We start from the raw sequence: 14,447 nt of genomic DNA, 5'->3' as shown, positions 1-14,447 counted from the left end.
AGGGCAGCGCCGCGCCGCCGGCCCTTCACAGCGCCCGCGCGGCCGGTAGGCTCAGGCTTGCGCGGATACTCGCCAGGAGAGCGGGACCGCCACAAGGGACATGGAAACGCGAGGGTAGAATATGAAGGTACGACCGACCGGGGTGATCCCTCCGATGACGACGCCGTTCCGCAAAGACGGCGAGATCGATACCAAGCTCGTGGCGCCCCAGGTCGACTGGATGATCGGCGCCGGCGCTCACGGCGTCGCGGCCGGCGGCTCGACCGGCGAGGGGCATACGCTCGACCACGAGGAATATCGCGACCTGATGGCCGCGACGGTGGAGGCGGTGAAGGGACGCATCCCCGTGATCGCGGGTATCATCGTGGACTCCACGCGCGATGCGATCCGCCGCGGCAGGCTGGTGCGCGACATGAACGTCGCAGCCCTACAGGTCACGCCGGTGCATTATCTGTTCAAGCCGGACGACGAGGCGATGGTCGCGCACTTCCGCGCCATGGCCGATGAGACCGGCATGCCCATCATCATCTACAACGTCGTGCCGTGGTCCTACCTGTCGCCGGCGCTGCTGACGCGGATCATGACCGAGGTGCCGCTGGTCGTCGGTGTCAAGCAGAGCGCGGGCGACCTCAAGCTGTTCGCGGATCTCATGATGATGGCACCCGACAAGCTGATCTACAGCGCCGTCGATGCCCTGATGTATCCGTCCTATACGCTCGGCGCCCATGGCTCGATCGCCGCGATCCTGACCGCGGCGCCGCATGCCTCGGTGGCGCTGTGGGACGCGGTGAAGGTGGGCGATCATCCGCGCGCGCTCGACCTGCACAAGAAGCTTCTGACGCTGTGGAACGCTGTTATCGCCGACAATCTGCCGGCCTGCACACGCTATGCGCAGACGCTTCAGGGCCTGCCCAAGACATATCCGCGCGCGCCGATGCCGGAGGCCTCGCCCGCGCAGCAGGCTGCGACCCGCAAGGCGCTCGAGGCTCTCGGTGCATTGAACGGACACCACGTCGAAGCGGCGGAATAGTCCGTCAATCGAAATAACCGAGTTTGGCAGTGGCCGATCCGCTTTTACCTGCGGATGCGGCGCTGCTACATTTTGCAGGTGGCCCAAAGGGCGCGTGCACGGACGAAAGAAACATAGCGATAAGGGGAGGGGCCGAAGTCCCATGAAGGAATTTGCAGGAAAGATCGCAGTCATCACCGGCGGCGGCACGGGAATGGGGCGGGAGCTCGCGCGGCAGCTCGTTGCCGAGGGCTGCAACGTCGCGATGTGCGACGTCTCGGCAGCCGCGATGGCCGAGACCAAGCGGCTCTGCGAGGCCGAGAAGCTGCCGCAAGGCCTGCGCGTCACGACGCATGTCGCCGACGTCTCGATCGAGGATCATCTCAAGCGTTTTCGCGACGAGCTCGCCGAGCAGCAGATGACGGACAGGATCCATCTGCTGTTCAACAATGCCGGCATCGGCGGTGGCGGCAGTCTGTTCACCAACACGCGCGAGCAGTGGGAGCGCACCTTCAACATCTGCTGGGGCGGCGTCTATCTCGGCGTGCGCACCTTCCTGCCGATGCTGGTCAAGGCAGACGAAGCGCACATCGTCAATACCGCGAGCGTCAACGGCTTCTGGGCCTCGATCGGCATGAACCAGGCCCACACCGCCTACAGCTCGGCGAAGTTCGCAGTGAAGGGTTTTACCGAAGCGCTCGTCAACGACCTTCGCCTGCACGCGCCGCACGTCAAATGCTCGGTGGTGATGCCCGGCCATATCGGTACCTCGATCGTCTCCAACTCACGCAAGGTGCAGAGCGCCGATGGTTCGGAGCGTCTCAACGCCGACGAGGTCGCGCTGACCCGCAAGCGCATGATCGCGGCCGGTGTGCCAGATGCTGACAAAATGTCGGACGACGACATCCAGGCGGCCTTTGCCGAGCGCGCCCGCAGCTTCCTGGAAGATGCGCCGACGACGGCTGCGCAAGCCGCGACGATCATTCTCGACGGCGTGAAAGCGGAGCGATGGCGCATCCTGGTCGGCGAGGATGCCAAGCTGCTCGATGAGCGCGTGCGCGCGACGCCGGAGCAGGCTTACGACCGTGCCTTCTACGAAAGTTTTACCCAGGACGTCGGTTGGCGGCTTGGCTGAGACTGTCAACGATCGCGCGCCGATATAGGTATGATGTTCATCATGGCAAGAGGCGCGCAGGTCATTATGTGCGCCTCTCGCGCGCGTGTTCGCCGTCTTATGACGAAACGGAATGTCATGCATGCGGGAATAAATCCTGCGTTCAAGCGATGGTGATCTCGAACGGGTCTCATTCGGCGCAAGCCTGCTTGGTTGGCAAACTAAAATAGTTTAGTAAATCATGAGTAACGCCACGATAGAGCGTAGCTCCCGATGATACCCGCATGCCTCTCCGACGACTGGATCCTCTGCCCGGAGAGAGAGGATATCTCCGCTGAATTCACGCGGCTGCTCACCGCGGCCCAGGAGGGCGGCGCCACCATCGCGGAATGCCTGATGATCGCGCGGCAACTGAAGCGCGGCGACGAGCAGTCATGGCATCGCGAATGGAAGAAGCTGGCCCGGGCCAACCGGCATCGCGCCGAGGCTGCGTTCGCTGAGGGCCATATGGCGACCGCGCAGCGCAACTGGTTGCGCGCGATGAATTACTACAGCGCGGCGGCAATGCCGCTCGATCCGGCCGACGAGCGTCGCTGGGTGGCGGTGCTCGCGATGCAGGATTGCGCCCGCCGCTCTCTCGCGGCGCGTAGCCCGGCCGGCGAAGTCGTGACAGTGCCGTGGGTCGAAGGACATTCGTTGCAGGGTTACTTCCTGCCTGCACCATCCGCGAACGGGCGGGCTCCGACCGTGATCTGCATCGGCGAGCCCGGCCATCGCAAGGAAGAGTTTCTGTTCAAGCTGGCGCCGCACGCGCGCGAGCGTGGCCTTTCGATGCTCGCCCTGGACCTGCTCGGCGACCAGCGCGACGATCATGTTGACCTGCTGTTGCAGCGCCGTGATCTCGAGAGCTCGATTGCCAGTGTGATGGACTATCTGGAGACGCGCAGCGACGTCGATTTCGATCGCGTCGCGATCGTGGCGGACGGGTGGGGCTCCTCTTTTGTCGCACGTGCGGTGTTGCAGGAGCCGCGGCTCGCAGCAGCCGTCTGCGATGGTGGCCTGTGGGATCTGCACGAGCGGTCTTTCTTCGCCAGCCGTTTCGCGATGAGCGATCTCAGCATTGTCCCGGTGCCGCATTCGCCGCTGATGGCCTCCAGCGTCGACTGTCCGGTGCTGATCACGCTCGGCGAGGACGGCTGGCTCAAGGCCGACCGGGCGCGTCAGATCGTGCAGAAATCCCGGCTCGGCAGCTCGGAGATCCTGCTGAAGGTGTTCACCGCAGCGGAGACCGGCGCGGCGCAGGCCCATGCGGACAATCCGAGCCTTGCCAACGAATACATTTTCGACTGGCTCGAATCGCAGCTCGGCGCCACAGGTCGGCGGATCTAAGCGCGGCCTGCTGTCCTGATCAGTAGTCGAGGGATATCCTGACGCACGCCTTTTCGAGGCGGGTCTTCAGCGTCGCGAGCTTGGTGGTGAATTCGGCCAGCTCGGTCTCGTCGAATTCCTGGAAGACGAATTCGCGGATCGTCTTGTACTGCTCGTTGAGGCTCGCAATGTGCTTCTGAGTCTTGTCGACCAGTGACAGCCGCACCACCCTGGCATCGGTCGGCGACGGACGCCGGCGCAACAGGCCCTTCTTCTCGAGCAGCTTGGACTGGGTGGTGACGAAGGACGGATCGACGTGAAGGAGTTTCGAGACCACGTTGACGGGAACGCCATCGTCCTTGTCGAGGTCGGAGATGGCCATCAGGATCAGCCATTGCGGACCGCTGATGCCGAGCGTCCTGGCCCAGAACTGACGCAGCTCTTCCAGATGCATGTTGATCGACGATATCTCCCAGGTGAAGCGCCTGATAATATCGAGATTGCCGCCGGAGCGGAGGCGCGCCCCTTCTTTCCTCGTCGCTGACACAGCGTCACTCCCGCGCGGCTGATTCTTTCGGACCGGTGTTCATGGGACGGCATAGTCCACGCAACTCTGCCCTGACGCAAGTGCAGGGCAGGGTTATTTTGTCACGGAAATTACAAATATGATCAGCTCAGCCTTTTTGTCCCAGGCTGGTGTTGCGCCGCGGACACAGAGTTAGCGAAACCGGTAAACTGATCTAATAAACTATTTTGATTACCATAACGGCACATGCATATTGACCCGTGACGGTGGGGGGTACTCGATCGTCCCGTTGCAGGTGGTTCGCTCACGTCCCTCGCGCTCTTAGCGGGTGTGTCCGAAAGCGCGAAGCGGCCGGGCGGATTTGGAGAGACGGGGATCTGGGGGGCCTCACGGTCCGGTCTTCGTAAAATGAACAACTTGGAGGTTTTAAAATGAAAGTAGTGAAGAGCCTTTTGCTCGGCACTGCGGCGGGTCTGATCGCCGTCGGTGGAGCTCAGGCGGCTGATCTTCCGGTGAAGGCCAAGGCCGTCGAATACGTGAAGATCTGCTCGCTCTACGGCGCGGGTTTCTACTACATCCCGGGCAGCGACACCTGCATCAAGCTTGGTGGTTACCTGCGTGCGGAAGTCGCGCTCAATGCCGGCGGCAACTACAGCGCCCAGTACAGCGGCACGTTTGCGGCCAACAACCGCCTGAACAACTACTACTCGGCGCGCGCTCGCGAAGATCTCAACATCGACACGCGCACCGCGACGGAATACGGCGTGGTCCGCACCTATTTCGACGCCGTCTTCACCTGGACGACCGGCAACTACGGCGGCACCGGTTCGGGCACGGGTGCGACCCAGTACACCGGCACGATCGGCCTCAATGCGGCCGGCACCGGCCTGACCGGTTCGAGCGGCGGCAACGTCAACGGCACCGACGGCAACCTCTCGGGCGGCTCGCTCGGCGTCTACTACGCCTTCATCCAGTTCGCCGGCTTCACCATGGGTAAGTCGGTGTCGCAGTTCGACGCGCCCTGGATCAACTATCCCGGCAACAACTTCGACCAGCTGGTCGGCGGCAGCGGCACCACCAACGGCGTCACCCAGTTCACCTACACGGCCGATTTCGGCCAGGGCGTGACGGCTGCGTTCTCGGCGCAGGACGCGACGCAGGTCTTCCAGACCAACATCTGGAACACTGCGGGCATGAGCACCTCGGGCGTGCTCGGTGGTGCCTACGGCTCGAACGACCTCGGCGGGTCCAGGTCCCCCGATCTCGTCGGTATGGTCCGCGTCGATCAGGCCTGGGGCCTGTTCCAGGCATCGGTTGCCGCGCACGACAACCATGTCGGCTACTACGGCGCGACCGAAACCACAGGTCATCCGGAGGACAAGTGGGGCTGGGCTGTCCAACTCGCTCTGTCGATCAAGAACATCCCGACCGGTGTGGGTGACGTGATCAACGTGTCGGGCGTCTACACCGACGGTGCGAGCCGCTACAACTTCCAGGAGCTGGCCGCGACCAGCTACTCGATGTTCGGCAGTTCCAACGCCGCATATCAGAGCATCGGCTTCGCCGGCGTGTCTGACGCGGTGTTTGCTCCGGGTGGCGGCCTCGAGCTGACCAAGACCTACGGCTTCCGTGGTGCCTACACCCACAACTGGAGCCCGTACTGGAACACGGCGCTCTACGGTGCCTGGGCTGCCGTCAACTACAGCGGCACGGCGAAGGGCCTGATCTGCGGCAGCGCTTCGTTCGCGACCCTGACCGGCACCTGCAACCCGGACTTCAACATCGGCCAGGTCGGCGTGATCACCCGCTGGACGCCGGTGAAGGGTCTGACCTTCTCGGCTGACTTCGTCTACAGCCACCTCGACCAGAAGTACTCGGGCACGATCACGACGCCGGCGCTGACGTCGGTTGCCAAGCCCGCGGCGACTTACGAGCTGAAGGACCAGGACACCTACAGCCTGCTGCTGCGCGCCCAGCGCAACTGGTAAGCTTCCGGTCTTCTTACGATCTGATGAAGCCTCGGCGGGTCACCGCCGGGGCTTTTTTCTGCGCAAGACGCCGGTTTCGAAAACCCGAAACGCTCCCACGCAGGCGACGAAGAGGAGCTATGCGATTCGATTGCGCCAAATTTATTTACTTACCTGAGTTACTAAGCTATATAGCCCTCAGCCGATTTCGAAAGTTACGGCTCTTAGCTTCATGCTAAGCCTCCAGAAACCTCCGGCGATGCCCCGCCGGAGGTTTTTCATTTTGGGACATGATGATGCGGCCTCAGCCGCGCGCGACACGCGCGCGGGAGTTTGGCCGGTAGGCGAGGCGGCTGTGGCCGGCGCAATAGGACTGGCCGTCAGATGCAGCGTTGCCGCAGAAGCAGAAATCATCCGCACCCGGCGTCGAGATCGGCCAGCGGCAGCGGTTTTCACCGAGCTCCATCAGCGAGCAGCGATTGGCGTCGTCGATCGGACGGTCGATCGCGGCCTCGTTGGTTTCGCCATAGATCGTGGCGAGCATTTCGAATTGCAGCCGGGGCACCGCTTTCGCGCGTGCCGGCGTAAAATTCTTGCCAAAATTCTTGTCCTGGAGCCTGCGCTCGTCGACCGAGCGGCCGCGCGTGAGATTCAATCGGGACAGCTTGCCGATCACGGCGTTGCGGCTGACGCCGATGTCGGCGGCGATCTCGCGGCAGGACAGGCCCGCCTCGAAATGCTGCTTCAGAAGTTCGATGCGTTCGTCGGTCCAGGTTGGTGCAAGAACAGGCATTTGAAACGGTCCCAGGTTGCAGATGTCGGCCATCCGCCTCTCGAGATCCGTCCGCCTCACGTCCGGCGCGCGCTCACGTCCTGCCATTGTCGCGAATCGACAAAAGCCCGTCCTTGATGGCGAGACGGATGCCTTCCTCGATCAATGTTCGTGCGACGCCGGGAACGCTGGTGCCGTGGGTGCCCTGTCTCACCAGTTTTTCGAGATAGGTGATGGTCGAGAGCGCCAAGGTTACGGGAATGCGGTCAGTCTCGGCTTTTTCGGTGGCCATGGTCCGAACGCTAACCTCATACTCAGATACATAAAAGTAACGATTAAGACTCTATTTAGGTTCGAGAGTGGAAGTCAAATCCTGATCCAGGCTGTTGTTGAGGCCTTTGGAATCACTGAAGAAAATTGCCATGACGCGGCATACCGCGCCGGCGGACCGGGCGGCGACAGAGCAGGGTGAGAGGGGAAAGGTCCTGCGGGGCCTAGCCGTGCACGATCGCCTTTTCGATCATGCAATGGATGCCCTTGGAGCCGTTGACGGTCTGCGTCACCCGCAAATCGGCCGCCAGGCTGCACAGCGTGTAGGCGTCCTCGCGCGAGAGGTTTCGCCTCTCGCCGAGCAGCACGATCATGTCGCGCAATGCCCGCACCACGCACTGGTCGAGGTCGGGGTCCATCGCCATGGTCATGTAGTGGGTCGGCGTTTCGCCGCGCGGATAATCGAGCCGCAAATCCTTGCGCAGCGTCAGCCGGAAGCGCCCCTGCAACGCAGTCTCGATCGCGGTGACACAGACCTCGCCGTCGCCCTGCACGCCGTGGCCGTCGCCGCAGGAGAACATCGCGCCGGGCACGAATACCGGCAGATACAGCGTCGCGCCCGCGCCGAGCTCCTTGTTGTCGAGATTGCCGCCCATGGCGCGCGGAATGAGTGAGGTGATGCGGCCCCAGGCCGGCGGCGGCGAAACGCCCATCACGCCGAAAAACGGTTTTAGCGGCAGGTCGAGGCCCCAGGGCATGCGGCCAACCATCCGCGTCCGGTCCAGCGGGATGTTGAGGAGGCGCGTCTCGTGGAAATCGTCGGGCAGGGTGCCGGACAAGGGCCTGATCAGATTGTAGCCCCAGTCCTGCCGCAGCTGGACGTCGAGGATCTCGACCTCGAGCACGTCGCCCGGCTCGGCGCCGTCGACCGCGATCGGCCCGGTGAGGATATGGCCGGGCACCATCCGCTCGGATTTGGCATGAACCTCGAACAATTCGGGCGGAACGTGAAACTTGTTGCGATCGGGCACCACATCCGGGCCGCCGCTGATGGTGTCGATCGTGACCTCATCGCCGCTCTTAATCGTCAGAACCGGCTTGAGCCGGGCCTCGAAGAAGCCCCAATGGCAGGTTTCGGGGCTTGCATTCAGGTGATGATGGGTCATTTGCGGTGTCCGGTCGTTTGCATCGGGGGGCGGCAAGAAGACTCGTCAAGAAAACGCGTCATGAGAACTTGTTATGGCCGGGCTTGACCCGGCAATCGATCCTCTTCCAAGAAGATTTCTGAAGATGGGCGGGCGGGTCAAGCCGCATCTCCATCAGCTCGATCATTTCAGCGAGGTTCTCCTGTTCTTCGTTCTTTCCAAGACGCTTGGCGCCGCAGTGCTGCCGATCAATTTGCTGGTCGAGCTCGGGATCATCTCGGTCGTGCTGATGGCAACGCGCTTTGCCGGGCTCGGCCGGAAGTTGGCCGCGACCACGCTGGTCCTGCTTGCGCTCGCCGCCTTTTCGCCACTCGGTAATCTCGTGCTCTATCCGCTGGAGTCGCGCTTTCCCCCGTGGGATCCGTCGCGCGGAGCGCCCGACGGCATCATCGTGCTGGGCGGTTCCGTCGATACCGATCTCTCGGCGGCGCATAACACGCCAGTCGTGCCTCGTGCGGCCGATCGTCTGTTCGCAGCGGCCGAGCTGGCGCGACGTTTTCCGAATGCGCGTGTCGTCTTTACCGGCGGCTCTGCGAGCCTGGTCATGGGTGCCGCCAGGGAGGCCGACTACTCTGCCCCGATTTTGGAGAATCTAGGTATCCCGAAGGATCGTCTGATCCTGGAACGGAATTCGCGCAACACATACGAGAATGCGATCTTTACCAAGCAATTGGTGCAGCCAAAACCGGGCGAGCGATGGCTCCTGGTCACGTCGGCCTTCCACATGCCGCGTTCGGTGGGGATCTTCCGCAAGGCCGGTTTCGACGTCGAGGCTTATCCCGTGGATTGGCGGATGGGCGGGCGTGATGATTTGTTCTCTTTCACCAACTACGGCACGGAAGGTTTAAACCGAACCGACGTGGCCGCGCGCGAGTGGATCGGGCTCGTGGCCTACCGCCTGATGGGCAGGACTTCCGATTTGCTTCCAGGCCCGGCGAAGGACTAGAAACGACGAGAATACGAAGATGATCGGCGCATGATCGCCGGCCCGGAGGACGCCATGCAACAGCAGAATGCAGAGATGATCGATCTTGCCGGCCTCGTGGCCGATCTCAACAACCTGTTGCGGCTGAAGACGACGGTGATCGGCATGAAGCTGTTCGCGCGCGCTGCGGACATGGAGGCGATCCCGAAGATCCGGCGTCCGAATGCGGTCCACACCACCGACCAGATCGTCAGCATGGCCTCACGCCTGGGATGGACTGTCGGCATCACTGCCGACGATCTCGTGGGTGCGCAGTGCCGCGCGGTGATCGGGCTTAGCCCCCAGGACGACAAATGGCTCGCTGGCGAAAACTATGTCGGCGTCTGGCATGGTACGGCGGAGGACGCGCGCAAGCGCCAGGAGGCGCTGGACGTGGTTCCGTTCGGCCAGTACCAGGCGCTCGCGGTGAGCCCGCTTGCAAGCGGCCGGCTCGATCCGCCCGACATCTGCCTCGTCTATGCGACGCCAGGACAGATGATCATCCTGATCAACGGGCTGCAATATACCGGTTACAAGAAGTTCGAATGGGGCGTGGTCGGCGAGACCGCGTGCGCGGATTCCTGGGGGCGGGCGCTGAAAACCGGCGAGCCCAGCCTATCCTTGCCATGCTATGCCGAACGGCGCTATGGCGGCGTGCCGGACGAGGAGATGCTGATGGCCCTGAAGCCTTCGCATCTCGCCAAGGCGATCGAGGGGATGAAGGCGCTGGCCAAAAACGGCCTGCGCTATCCGATTCCGCCCTACGGGATTCAAAGCGACGTCCGTGCCGGCATGGGCGTCAGTTACGCGAAGAAGTAAAGGTCGACCATGAGCTCTACGAAATTCGACATCGTCGTCTATGGCGCGACCGGCTTTACCGGCCAACTCGTCGCCGAATATCTGACTCTGCATTACAAGGGCGACCACGGGCTCAAATGGGCGATGGCAGGCCGTAGCCTCGGCAAGCTGAAATCGGTGCGCGATGCGATCGGCGCGCCCGGGAATACGCCGCTGATTGTCGCAGATGCGTCGGACGCCGCCTCCCTGAGGGCGATGGCGGAGCAGACGATGTCGGTAATCACCACCGTCGGCCCGTATCAGCTCTATGGCGAGGAACTGCTCGCGGCCTGCGTCGCAACGGGCACCGATTATTTCGATCTCTGCGGCGAGCCGATCTGGATGCGGCAGATGATCGACAAGTACGAGGCGGAAGCCAAGGCGAGCGGCGCGCGCATCGTGTTCTCCTGCGGCTTCGATTCCGTGCCGTTCGAGCTCGGCGCGTTCTTCGTGCAGGAAGAGGCCAAGCGTGTGCTCGGCGCGCCGGCCTCGCGCGTGAAGGGCCGCGTGCGCGACATGCGCGGCACGCTGTCAGGCGGCACCGCGGCGAGCGCGAAGGCGACGTTCGATGCGGTCGCCAAGGACATCAGCCTCATCACGATCCTGAACGATTCCTTTGCGCTGACGCCCGGGTTCACCGGTCCGAAGCAGCCGAGGGGCAACAGGGCGGCCCTCGAGGAAGATCTGCAATCCTGGGCCGCGCCGTTCATGATGGCGCTGATCAACACCCGCAACGTCCATCGCTCCAACATGCTGATGGGCTTCCCCTACGGCCAGGACTTCGTCTACGACGAGATGGTCTTGACCGGTCCCGGCGAGAAGGGCGAGGCCAACGCCAAGCGCGTGATGGCTGCGAACGCCGAGAAGACCGGCCCGAACGCACCGAAGCCGGGCGAGGGGCCTTCAAAGGAAGAGCGCGACAACGGCCGCTTCGATCTGCTCTATGTCGCGATCGCGCCCGATGGCCGTCAAATCCGCGCCGGCGTCACCGGCGATCGCGATCCTGGCTATGGTTCGACCTCGAAGATGATCTCCGAATGCGCGATCTGCCTGTTGCGCGATGTGACAGATGTCCCGGCCGGCTTCTGGACGCCGGGCGCAGCGATGCAGCACAAGCTGATCAAGCGGCTGCAGGAGCATGCGGGGCTGACGTTTGCGGTGGAAAGCTAGCGGCTGCGTCAAAGACGGTGTCATGCCCCGCGAAGGCGGGGCATCCAGTACGCCGCGGCCTCTCGGTTCAATCACTACAGTCTCTGGAATACTGGATCGCCCGCCTTTGCGGGCGATGACACCGTGATCGTCGCTACACCGCCCTCGCGTCATACGCGTACATGAAATCCATGCTCTTCGAGCCCAGCGGCAACAGCCATTTCATCATCTGATTCCTGACCCAGGCGCCGGTGGCGCTGAATTCTCGCTTCCTGTTGCCGTTGCGGCGGGCCAGCGCGACGATCTTCTCGGCGCGCGGGCGACGCTCGGCCTCGAAGTTCTGGAAGGTGACACCGAGCTCCTGGCCGTCCTGCATCAGACGGGCGAGCCGCATCGCGTCTTCCAGTGCGAGCGAGGCGCCCTGACCGGCATGCGGGCTGGTCGCATGCGCGGCATCGCCAATCAGCAGCGAGCGCTTGCGCGACCAGGTCGGCAAGGTCGCGACGTCGAGCGTATCGGTGACTACGATGTTCTCGGCCGCCTCGATGATATCAGGGATCGGATCGTGCCAGCCGTGATGGAAGCCGCGCAGATGCTGCTTCAGCGTCGTCTCATCGAGCGCGCGGAACATCGCGGCATCCATGCTATGTGAAGGCTGGGTGCTCCACCACATCACGCCGTCGTTCGGATCGGGGCTGCAATAGCCGTAGCCGAAAAAGCCGCTCTGCCCGAACGTGGTCTCGACGTGCCGGCCGATCGGCCTGCCGTTCAGCACCGCATGCGGCACGAAGCCGCCGAAGCCGATCAGGCCGGTGTTGAACGGGACAGGTCCGTCCGGGATCACCTGGCGCCGCGCCACCGAGTGCACGCCGTCGGCGCCGATCAGGAAATCGCCTTCGGCGGTGGTGCCGTCGGCGAAATAGGCGACGATCGGCTGGTCGCCGCGGTCCTCGATCTTGATCAGCCGCTTGTCGAAATAGAGCGAGACGCAGGAACACCAGGCCTTGTCGATCAGCATCTCGTTCAGCGATGCGCGGCAGACATTGACCGCGGGCTGGCCGAAGCGCCGCGCCATGTCGCGGTTGATCGAACCGAGCCTTCGGCCTTCCTGCGAGTAGAAGTCGAAGGACTCCGCGATCGAGCCGCGGCTGATCAACTCGCCGGCAAGTCCGATCTCATCTATGACATGCATGCCGTTCGGCGCGATCTGGAGGCCGCCGCCGATGCCCTTCGAGTAGGGCCACGCTTCGTAGATCGCGGACTCAATGCCGGCGCGGCGCAGCAGGATCGCGGTGACGGGCCCGGCGATGCCGGCGCCGATGATCAGGGCCTTGCGGGGACGGTTTGACATGGCTTGCTCCGGACGCTTCCGTGGTGTTAGGAGAAATTACGGTCGCTAAATCTCTTAGCGACTAAGATATATATCGACTAAGATATGAGGTCGGCCTTGTCAAGGACGAAGGCGCGCGCGAAATTGTTGCAGGAGGTCGAGGAGGCGATGCGCCGGTCGTCCGCGCAGGGGGTGCTCTATGGCCAGACCGTTGCCAACGTTGCCGGAATTGCCAATTCCGACCTCGAATGCATGGACATCCTGTACCTCGAGGGGCGCGTCACGGCGGGCCGGCTCGCCGAAGTCACGGGGCTGACGACCGGCGCGATCACCGGCGTGGTCGACCGGCTCGAGAAGGCTGGCCTTGTGCGTCGTGAGCGCGACGAGACCGACCGCCGCAAGGTCTTCATCGCCGTCGTGCCGGAGAAGGCCATGAAGATCGGCGAACTTTATGTGCCGATGCAGCAGGCGATGGAGAAGGTCTGGAGCACTTATTCGGACGAGGAGCTGCGGCTGCTGCTGCGTTTCGCGACCGAGGGTTACAAGGGCGTGCTGGCGGCGACCGCGGCGCTGAAGGGCCTGCTCGATACACCGCCGGAGAAGCGTCCCGATCTCAAGCTGAAGAAGCGTCCTCGCCAGACTTGACCTTGTAGGCCTGTGCGGCTGCGATCATGCCCCACATCGCCCCCAGCATCATCCAGAAGTGCCGCCAGTGGTCGGTGTCGATCACAAAACTCTCGCCGACGGTGCCGACGAAGGCAGAGAAGACGGCAAGATAAGCGCGCTGCCAGGGCACGCGCACGAAGATATGACGAAAACCCATGATCACGGTGGTGAAGACCAGCGCCGGATAGCACACGCCGGAGAGCCAGCCGCCGGACATGAAGGCGTTCAGGTAGGAATTGTGGGTGTCCTCGGGAAAGAAGCGATGGAATTGCAGCGGGCCGATGCCGAACGGCAGGTCGAGCGCCATCTCCGCGCCGAGGATGTGCCGGCCGAACCTGCCGAAACGGCCTTCGTCATAGCTCTGGTCGAAGCTCGCGCGCTGCTTGAACATCTCGGCGATGCTGTCGAATGACAGCAGCACCGCGATCAGCGCCAGGCCCAGCACCGCGGCAACGATCGCCATGATGATGATGCGCGAGCGCTGCGTGTTGGTGCGGCTGGTCAACACCATCAGCGCCAGCATGAACGCGGAGGTCAGGACCAGTCCGCCCCAGGCGGCGCGGGAGAAGGCGAGCAGGATCGCCAGCGACATGATTACGAAGCCGATCACGTTGCGGAGTACCTTGCCGAGCTTGTCCGAGACCACGCTCTGGAGCGAGAACAGCGCCGGCAGGATCAGGAAGGCGCCGAGCACGTTCGGGTCCTTGAAGGTGCCGCGCGCGCGCTCGTAGAGCGTGAAGAGGTCATGGCCGCCGGGAACGAGGTTGAAGTAGCCCACGATCGCCGAGACCGAGGCGACCATTGCGCCGACCACGAGGCCACGGCGCAGCATGTCGAGTCGCGCCGCCGTGTCTTCGGACATGACCATGGCGAAGAACACCACGGTCACCGCCATGTACCAGGAGGTCGCGATCCAGCTTGCGACTTCGGACTGCTCGAGCAGCGGGATTGCGCTGATGGTGTAGCCGATATTGAGCAGGACCAGTGCCAGCAGCAGCGGCATCAGCACGAGCTTGAGCCGCAGGCCGGTGGCGAAAAAGGTGACGGTGGCCAGCAGCGTCACGATCTCGTAAGGGCTCGGCTCGATGAAGACGATCGCGCCGGAGGCGCCGACCAGCCACACCAGCGCGCGCTGAAGGGCCAGCACGCCGGGCGCAGCCGGTGCGGCTACGTTCATTCCCCCGGCTGTCGCCGCATACGCCATTATACGCTCACGCTACTCGTACGCCACAAACACCGCTGTCATCGCCCGGCTTGACCGGGCGATCCA

The 14,447-nt window shown here is 63.2% G+C and carries 14 protein-coding genes; 8 read left to right on the top strand and 6 right to left on the bottom strand.

Annotation, left to right across the window (positions count from 1 at the left end):
* The first annotated feature begins 121 nt into the window (after positions 1-121).
* The 3 genes from UP06_RS14080 to UP06_RS14070 all read left to right on the top strand — a co-directional run bounded on the left by UP06_RS14080 (position 122) and on the right by UP06_RS14070 (position 3,512).
* On the top strand, positions 122-1,030 hold the full coding sequence (locus UP06_RS14080; protein ID WP_045003177.1) for a dihydrodipicolinate synthase family protein: 909 nt from the start codon (positions 122-124) through the stop codon (positions 1,028-1,030).
* Between the two features lie 142 nt (positions 1,031-1,172).
* On the top strand, positions 1,173-2,144 hold the full coding sequence (locus tag UP06_RS14075) for an SDR family NAD(P)-dependent oxidoreductase (RefSeq protein WP_045003176.1): 972 nt from the start codon (positions 1,173-1,175) through the stop codon (positions 2,142-2,144).
* A 252-nt stretch (positions 2,145-2,396) separates the two neighbouring features.
* Positions 2,397-3,512, top strand: a complete 1,116-nt coding sequence (locus UP06_RS14070) for an alpha/beta hydrolase family protein (RefSeq protein WP_045003174.1) — start codon at positions 2,397-2,399, stop codon at positions 3,510-3,512.
* A gap of 19 nt (positions 3,513-3,531) precedes the next feature.
* Here the strand turns inward: UP06_RS14070 and UP06_RS14065 are convergent, their stop codons facing one another.
* Positions 3,532-4,038 carry a MarR family winged helix-turn-helix transcriptional regulator gene (locus UP06_RS14065; protein ID WP_045003173.1) on the bottom strand — a complete coding sequence of 169 codons (507 nt, stop codon included), beginning with the start codon at positions 4,036-4,038 and terminating at the stop codon, positions 3,532-3,534.
* Between the two features lie 410 nt (positions 4,039-4,448).
* Here UP06_RS14065 and UP06_RS14060 point away from each other — a divergent pair, with 410 nt between their 5' ends.
* Positions 4,449-6,005 carry a porin gene (locus tag UP06_RS14060; RefSeq protein WP_045003172.1) on the top strand — a complete coding sequence of 519 codons (1,557 nt, stop codon included), beginning with the start codon at positions 4,449-4,451 and terminating at the stop codon, positions 6,003-6,005.
* A 283-nt stretch (positions 6,006-6,288) separates the two neighbouring features.
* Here the strand turns inward: UP06_RS14060 and UP06_RS14055 are convergent, their stop codons facing one another.
* The 3 genes from UP06_RS14055 to UP06_RS14045 form a co-directional block, all read right to left on the bottom strand.
* Positions 6,289-6,777, bottom strand: coding sequence for a GcrA family cell cycle regulator (locus UP06_RS14055; RefSeq protein ID WP_045003226.1), 489 nt, complete (start codon positions 6,775-6,777; stop codon positions 6,289-6,291).
* Positions 6,778-6,850: 73 nt separating this feature from the next.
* A complete protein-coding gene (locus UP06_RS14050) occupies positions 6,851-7,048 on the bottom strand; it encodes a hypothetical protein (RefSeq protein WP_007603456.1) in 198 nt (65 codons plus the stop codon).
* Between the two features lie 202 nt (positions 7,049-7,250).
* Positions 7,251-8,192 carry an acetamidase/formamidase family protein gene (locus UP06_RS14045; protein WP_045003171.1) on the bottom strand — a complete coding sequence of 314 codons (942 nt, stop codon included), beginning with the start codon at positions 8,190-8,192 and terminating at the stop codon, positions 7,251-7,253.
* A gap of 217 nt (positions 8,193-8,409) precedes the next feature.
* Here UP06_RS14045 and UP06_RS14040 point away from each other — a divergent pair, with 217 nt between their 5' ends.
* Genes UP06_RS14040 through UP06_RS14030 form a run of 3 tightly spaced genes read left to right on the top strand, consistent with a single transcriptional unit; the run spans position 8,410 to position 11,202 of the window.
* Positions 8,410-9,177, top strand: coding sequence for a YdcF family protein (locus UP06_RS14040; RefSeq protein WP_045003224.1), 768 nt, complete (start codon positions 8,410-8,412; stop codon positions 9,175-9,177).
* Positions 9,178-9,231: 54 nt separating this feature from the next.
* Positions 9,232-10,014 (top strand): DUF169 domain-containing protein, encoded by a 783-nt coding sequence (locus tag UP06_RS14035; RefSeq protein WP_045003221.1) that lies wholly within the window; start codon positions 9,232-9,234, stop codon positions 10,012-10,014.
* Between the two features lie 9 nt (positions 10,015-10,023).
* Entirely contained in the window at positions 10,024-11,202 is a 1,179-nt protein-coding gene (locus tag UP06_RS14030) for a saccharopine dehydrogenase family protein (RefSeq protein WP_045003170.1), read from the top strand.
* Between the two features lie 133 nt (positions 11,203-11,335).
* Here the strand turns inward: UP06_RS14030 and UP06_RS14025 are convergent, their stop codons facing one another.
* Positions 11,336-12,532, bottom strand: a complete 1,197-nt coding sequence (locus tag UP06_RS14025) for an FAD-dependent monooxygenase (RefSeq protein ID WP_045003168.1) — start codon at positions 12,530-12,532, stop codon at positions 11,336-11,338.
* A gap of 147 nt (positions 12,533-12,679) precedes the next feature.
* Between UP06_RS14025 and UP06_RS14020 the strand changes: the two genes are divergently transcribed.
* The gene (locus UP06_RS14020) at positions 12,680-13,156 is read left to right on the top strand and encodes a MarR family transcriptional regulator (RefSeq protein WP_045003219.1); all 477 of its coding nucleotides are present in this window, start codon (positions 12,680-12,682) and stop codon (positions 13,154-13,156) included.
* Here the strand turns inward: UP06_RS14020 and UP06_RS14015 are convergent.
* Positions 13,125-14,381 (bottom strand): O-antigen ligase family protein, encoded by a 1,257-nt coding sequence (locus tag UP06_RS14015; protein ID WP_045003166.1) that lies wholly within the window; start codon positions 14,379-14,381, stop codon positions 13,125-13,127. The two genes, UP06_RS14020 and UP06_RS14015, sit on opposite strands and share 32 nt — an antisense overlap.
* Positions 14,382-14,447: the final 66 nt, after the last annotated feature.

It is taken from the genome of Bradyrhizobium sp. LTSP857 (genome assembly GCF_000938285.1).
Lineage (GTDB): Bacteria > Pseudomonadota > Alphaproteobacteria > Rhizobiales > Xanthobacteraceae > Bradyrhizobium.
The sequence above is the reverse complement of the archived record's forward strand: the minus strand, read 5'-3'. Positions and strand labels throughout refer to the sequence as shown.

Excerpts from the sequence above, each read along its gene's own strand:
- UP06_RS14080 (WP_045003177.1), top strand. The coding sequence starts at position 122 with ATGAAGGTACGACCGACCGGGGTGATCCCTCCGATGACGACGCCGTTC.
- UP06_RS14075 (WP_045003176.1), top strand. The coding sequence starts at position 1,173 with ATGAAGGAATTTGCAGGAAAGATCGCAGTCATCACCGGCGGCGGCACG.
- UP06_RS14070 (WP_045003174.1), top strand. The coding sequence starts at position 2,397 with ATGATACCCGCATGCCTCTCCGACGACTGGATCCTCTGCCCGGAGAGA.
- UP06_RS14060 (WP_045003172.1), top strand. The coding sequence starts at position 4,449 with ATGAAAGTAGTGAAGAGCCTTTTGCTCGGCACTGCGGCGGGTCTGATC.
- UP06_RS14055 (WP_045003226.1), bottom strand. The coding sequence starts at position 6,777 with ATGCCTGTTCTTGCACCAACCTGGACCGACGAACGCATCGAACTTCTG.
- UP06_RS14050 (WP_007603456.1), bottom strand. The coding sequence starts at position 7,048 with ATGGCCACCGAAAAAGCCGAGACTGACCGCATTCCCGTAACCTTGGCG.
- UP06_RS14045 (WP_045003171.1), bottom strand. The coding sequence starts at position 8,192 with ATGACCCATCATCACCTGAATGCAAGCCCCGAAACCTGCCATTGGGGC.
- UP06_RS14035 (WP_045003221.1), top strand. The coding sequence starts at position 9,232 with ATGCAACAGCAGAATGCAGAGATGATCGATCTTGCCGGCCTCGTGGCC.
- UP06_RS14030 (WP_045003170.1), top strand. The coding sequence starts at position 10,024 with ATGAGCTCTACGAAATTCGACATCGTCGTCTATGGCGCGACCGGCTTT.
- UP06_RS14025 (WP_045003168.1), bottom strand. The coding sequence starts at position 12,532 with ATGTCAAACCGTCCCCGCAAGGCCCTGATCATCGGCGCCGGCATCGCC.
- UP06_RS14020 (WP_045003219.1), top strand. The coding sequence starts at position 12,680 with ATGCGCCGGTCGTCCGCGCAGGGGGTGCTCTATGGCCAGACCGTTGCC.
- UP06_RS14015 (WP_045003166.1), bottom strand. The coding sequence starts at position 14,381 with ATGGCGTATGCGGCGACAGCCGGGGGAATGAACGTAGCCGCACCGGCT.